Below are 4878 nucleotides of genomic sequence, written 5' to 3' on the forward strand. Positions count from 1 at the left end.
GCGACGTCGTCCGGGATGACGAATGTGCGGGTATCCAGCGCTGCCCACACCTTCGCGGCCCGGACGAGAGCGAGCGTCGCGCGCGGCGAGGCACCGAGCCGGAGCTCGGGGTGAGAGCGCGTCGCCGCAGCGAGCGACACGGCGTACTCCTCGACCGCGGGGGAGACATGCACCCGCCGCGCCCACCGGATCAGCTCGTCGAGCTCGGCGAGCCCCACGACCGGGGTGACGAGGTCGATCGGATTGGCGGTGTCACGCTGGCGCAGCATCTCGGCCTCGGCTGCGGCATCCGGGTACCCCATCGAGATGCGCATCATGAACCGGTCGCGCTGCGCCTCGGGCAGGGCGTACGTCCCCTCCATGTCGAGGGGGTTCTGCGTCGCCACGACGAAGAACGGCGAGGGCAGCAGATGGGTGCGGCCATCGACCGTCACCTGACCCTCGGCCATCGCCTCCAGCAGCGCCGACTGCGTCTTCGGCGATGACCTGTTGATCTCGTCGGCGATCACGACGTCGGCGAAGATCGCGCCCGGGGTGAACTCGAAATCCCGGGTCGCGGGGTTGAACACCGAGACGCCGGTCACATCGCTCGGCAGGAGGTCGGGGGTGAACTGGATGCGACGCACCCGGGCGTCGATCGCGGCCGACAGCGCGCGGGCGAGCATCGTCTTGCCGACGCCCGGAACGTCCTCGATGAGCAGGTGCCCTTCGGCGAGGAGCGTCACCAGCGCTGCTCGCACGGCATCCGGCTTTCCGTCGATGACCGACCCCACGGCCTGCACGATCGCGCCCGTCAGCTCGGCGAATCGTGCCGCATCCAGCGTCGCGGGCGCCTCGGTCACATCCGTCATACGTGCTCCCGACATCGGTGGGGCTCCCGGGGGAGAGCCGCTTCGTAGGCCGGGCGGAGCCTCGGTCTAGGCCGATCGTAGCTGTGCGCCGCCTATGCGGGGCTGGGCGAATCCTGGGCGCCGATTCTCGGATCGCCCAGTGGAGCCGATGCGTCGTGCGCGTCGCGGAGGCCGCGGCATCCGGGTAGACTCGAGGTCGCTCTCCGCGAGGCGGCATCCAGGCCAACTCCCCCAGGACGGAAACGTAGCAAGGGTAACCGGGCTCTGCCGGGTTCGCGGAGAGTCTTTCTTTTGCGGGGATGTTCGCCGATTGTTCCGGCGCTCGCGCCCGGCGGTCCGTGCATGGCCCGGCATAGGCTGGTGGGGTGGCGCAGAGCATCCTGATCACGTCCGCCGAAGGTCATTCGGGCAAGTCGACGATCGCGCTGGGCGTGCTCGACGCCCTCAGCCACAGCGCCGCACGGGTCGGCGTCTTCCGCACCATCGCACGGTCCCGCGACGAGCGCGACTACGTGCTCGACCTGCTGCTGGCCCACGACGGCGTCGACCTCGACTACGACGCGTGCATCGGCGTGCACTACGACGACGTGCACGACAACCCCGACCAGGCGCTCGCCGTCATCGTCGAGCGGTACAAGGCGATCGAGGCCGTCTGCGACGCCGTCGTCATCCTCGGCAGCGACTTCACCGACGTCGGCAGCCCCGCGGAGCTCGGCTACAACGGCCGCATCGCGGCGAACCTCGGCGCCCCCGTGCTGCTGGTGCTCGGCGGTCGCGCCCAGCAGGGGCAGAGCGAGCAGCTGGGATCGACCCTCGCCCGCACCCCCGACGAGATGGGTCAGATCACGAGCCTCGCGCTGAGCGAGCTGCGCGCCTCCCGGGCCGAGCTGTTCGCCATCGTCGCGAACCGCACCGACCCCGACGCCGACGCGGTCGTCGCCGCGATCCGCGACGTCGTCGAGCAGAGCCCGGCCCGCGGCATCCCGATCTGGGCGCTGCCGGAGGACACCCTGCTGGTCGCACCGTCGGTGCGCGGCGTGCTGCGCTCGCTCGGGGCGACGTTCCTGAAGGGCGACGAGGCGCTGCTCGACCGTGAGGTGCTGAGCGTCGTCGTCGCGGGGATGTCGATGGTCAACGTGCTCCCGCGGCTGACCGAGAGCGCCGTCGTCGTGATCCCGGCCGACCGCTCCGAGGTCCTCCTGGCGACCCTGCTCGCCAACGCGTCGGGGACGTTCCCGTCGGTCGCTGCCGTCGTGCTCAACGGCCCGTTCGCGCTGCCCGAGCCCATCGACCGGCTCATCGACGGCCTGCGCTCGCCGCTGCCGATCATCGCCACCGACCTCGGCACCTACGACACCGCGGTGCACATCATGAACACCCGCGGTCGCCTCGCCGCCGAGTCGCCGGCCCGCTACGACCGGGCCCTGGCGCTTTTCGAGCGGCACATCGACACCGCCGAGCTGACGCGGCTGCTCGGCCTCGTGCGGCCGACGGTCGTGACCCCGCTCATGTTCGAGTACGGCCTCATCGAGCGCGCCCGTGCCGACCGCAAGCGCATCGTGCTGCCCGAGGGCGACGACGACCGGGTGCTGCGGGCGGCGGCGACGGTGCTGGCCCGCGGGGTGGCCGACCTCGTGATCCTCGGCGACGAGCAGGCCGTGCGCGGACGCGCCATGACCCTCGGCATCGACATCTCCGCCGCGCGGATCATCAGTCCGTTCGACCCGGTGCTGGGCGCCCGCTTCGCCGAGGAGTACACGCGACTGCGCGCGGCGAAGGGGATGACCCTCGAGCGCGCCGCCGACACCATCACGGATGTCTCCTACTTCGGCACGCTGATGGTGCACCTGGGGCTCGCCGACGGCATGGTCTCGGGCGCCGCGCACACCACCGCCCACACGATCCGGCCCGCGTTCGAGATCATCAAGACCCGGCCGGATGTCTCGGTCGTCTCGAGTGTCTTCCTCATGGCCCTCGCCGACCGGGTGCTCGTCTACGGCGACTGCGCGGTCATCCCCGACCCCTCCGCCACCCAGCTGGCGGACATCGCGATCTCCTCCGCCGAGACGGCCGGCCAGTTCGGTATCGAGCCGCGCGTCGCGATGCTGTCGTATTCGACGGGGGAGTCGGGGTCGGGCGCCGACGTCGACAAGGTGCGGGAGGCGACATCCCTCGTGCGCGAACGCGCCCCGCAGCTGCTCGTCGAGGGACCCATCCAGTACGACGCCGCTGCCGACGCGGCCGTCGCGCAGAAGAAGCTGCCGAGCTCGGCCGTCGCCGGGCGCGCCACCGTGTTCGTCTTCCCCGACCTCAACACCGGCAACAACACCTACAAGGCGGTGCAGCGCTCGGCCGGCGCGATCGCCATGGGACCTGTGCTCCAGGGGCTCAACAAGCCCATCAACGACCTGTCGCGCGGCGCCCTCGTCGACGACATCGTCAACACCATCGCGATCACCGCCATCCAGGCCCAGGGCGAGACCGCGCCGAAGGGGGAGCAGGCATGAGCGTCGTGCTGGTCGTCAACAGCGGGTCGTCGTCGTTCAAGTACCAGCTGATCGACATGTCGACCGAGTCCGTGCTCGCCTCGGGTCTCGTCGAGCGCATCGGGCAGGCCGACGGCCGCGCCCGGCACACGGTGACGGCAGCCGCCTTCGGCGGGTCGGATGCCGCGGCCCCCACCGTGCTCGACGCGACCACCGAGCGGGAGCTGCCCATCGCCGACCACGCGGCCGGCTTCGCGGTGATGCTCGAGGCCTTCGCCGAGAGTGGTCCCTCGCTCACCGAGCGCCCGCCGCTCGCCGTCGGGCACCGCGTCGTGCACGGCGGGGCGCGCTTCTTCGAGCCGACCCTCATCACGCCGCTCGTCGAGATCAACATCGACGACCTGTCGATGCTCGCGCCCCTGCACAACCCCGGTGCGGTGCAGGGTATCCGTGCCGCGCGGGCCGCCTTCCCCGACATCCCCCATGTCGCGGTCTTCGACACCGCGTTCCACCAGACCATGCCGCCCGAGGCATACACGTACGCGATCGACCGCGACCTGGCCGATCGGTACCGGTTGCGCAAGTACGGGTTCCACGGGACATCCCACAAGTTCGTCAGCGAAGCCGCCGCGGCGTTCGTCGGCCGTCCGCTGCGCGACCTGCGTCAGATCGTCTTCCACCTCGGCAACGGCGCGTCGGTCACCGCGATCGACCGCGGCCGCTCCGTCGACACCTCCATGGGGTTCACCCCGCTCGAGGGGCTCGTCATGGGAACCCGTTCGGGCGACCTCGACCCGGCCGTGCTGCTGCAGCTCGCGCGACGCGCGCGCATGACCACGGACGAGCTCGACGACCTGCTCAACAAGAAGTCCGGCCTCGTCGGGCTCGCGGGCGCGTCCGACATGCGCGACATCCTCGCGCGCGTCGAACAGGGCGAGGATGCCGCGGTGCTCGCGTTCGACGTGTACATCCATCGCCTGCGCGCCTACGCCGGCGCCTACCTCGCCCAGCTCGGCGGCGCCGACGTCATCAGCTTCACCGCGGGTGTCGGCGAGAACGTCCCCGTGGTGCGCGCGCAGGCGCTCGCGACCCTCGGCTACGCCGGGGTGCTGATCGATCCCGTCCGCAACGCGGCCCGGGGCCGCGGCATCCGCGTCATCTCGGCCGAGGACTCACCTGTCACCGTGCTCGTCGTGCCCACGAACGAGGAGCTCGAGATCGCCCGGCAGACGCTGCAGGTCGCCCGCACCTGAGCGTGCGGGACGCGCGGATCAGCCGACGCACCCGGGCGCTGCGGCCGGCCTTCGGGCTAGGGCGTGCGGTGGCTACGCTGGACGAGCGGACCCGGACCATCCACGAGACCCTCGGAGGCGACGTGACCCTGCCCGACCTGACGACCTACGACGCGGTGCTGTTCGATCTCGACGGCGTGCTCACGCCGACCGCCGAGGTGCACATGCACGCGTGGCGCACCATGTTCGAGCAGCTGTTCGCGGCCTGGGACGTGACGCCCGCGTACACGGACACCGACTACTTCGAGT

Annotated in this window: 3 protein-coding genes, 1 other RNA gene and 1 pseudogene; 4 read left to right on the top strand and 1 reads right to left on the bottom strand. The window is 71.1% G+C overall.

Features of this window, described 5'->3' with window-relative positions; all coding sequences use genetic code 11:
• Positions 1-851: AAA family ATPase (locus ASG00_RS12630; RefSeq protein ID WP_056210068.1), on the bottom strand; the 851-nt coding region annotated here is incomplete at its 3' end.
• A gap of 194 nt (positions 852-1045) precedes the next feature.
• Between ASG00_RS12630 and ffs the strand changes: the two genes are divergently transcribed.
• The 4 genes and pseudogenes from ffs to ASG00_RS18545 all read left to right on the top strand — a co-directional run.
• Positions 1046-1142, top strand: an RNA gene (ffs, locus tag ASG00_RS14630) — signal recognition particle sRNA small type.
• Between the two features lie 74 nt (positions 1143-1216).
• Positions 1217-3358, top strand: coding sequence for a phosphate acetyltransferase (gene pta, locus ASG00_RS12635; RefSeq protein ID WP_056210037.1), 2142 nt, complete (start codon positions 1217-1219; stop codon positions 3356-3358).
• Positions 3355-4590: an acetate/propionate family kinase gene (locus ASG00_RS12640; protein ID WP_056210039.1), complete on the top strand. Its 1236-nt coding sequence runs from the start codon at positions 3355-3357 to the stop codon at positions 4588-4590. The genes pta and ASG00_RS12640 overlap by 4 nt, the downstream gene beginning before the upstream one ends.
• A 122-nt stretch (positions 4591-4712) precedes the next feature.
• A pseudogene (locus tag ASG00_RS18545) lies at positions 4713-4878 on the top strand (haloacid dehalogenase); the annotation flags it as partial.

Source organism: Microbacterium sp. Leaf351, from assembly GCF_001423825.1.
Lineage (GTDB): Bacteria > Actinomycetota > Actinomycetes > Actinomycetales > Microbacteriaceae > Microbacterium > Microbacterium ginsengisoli.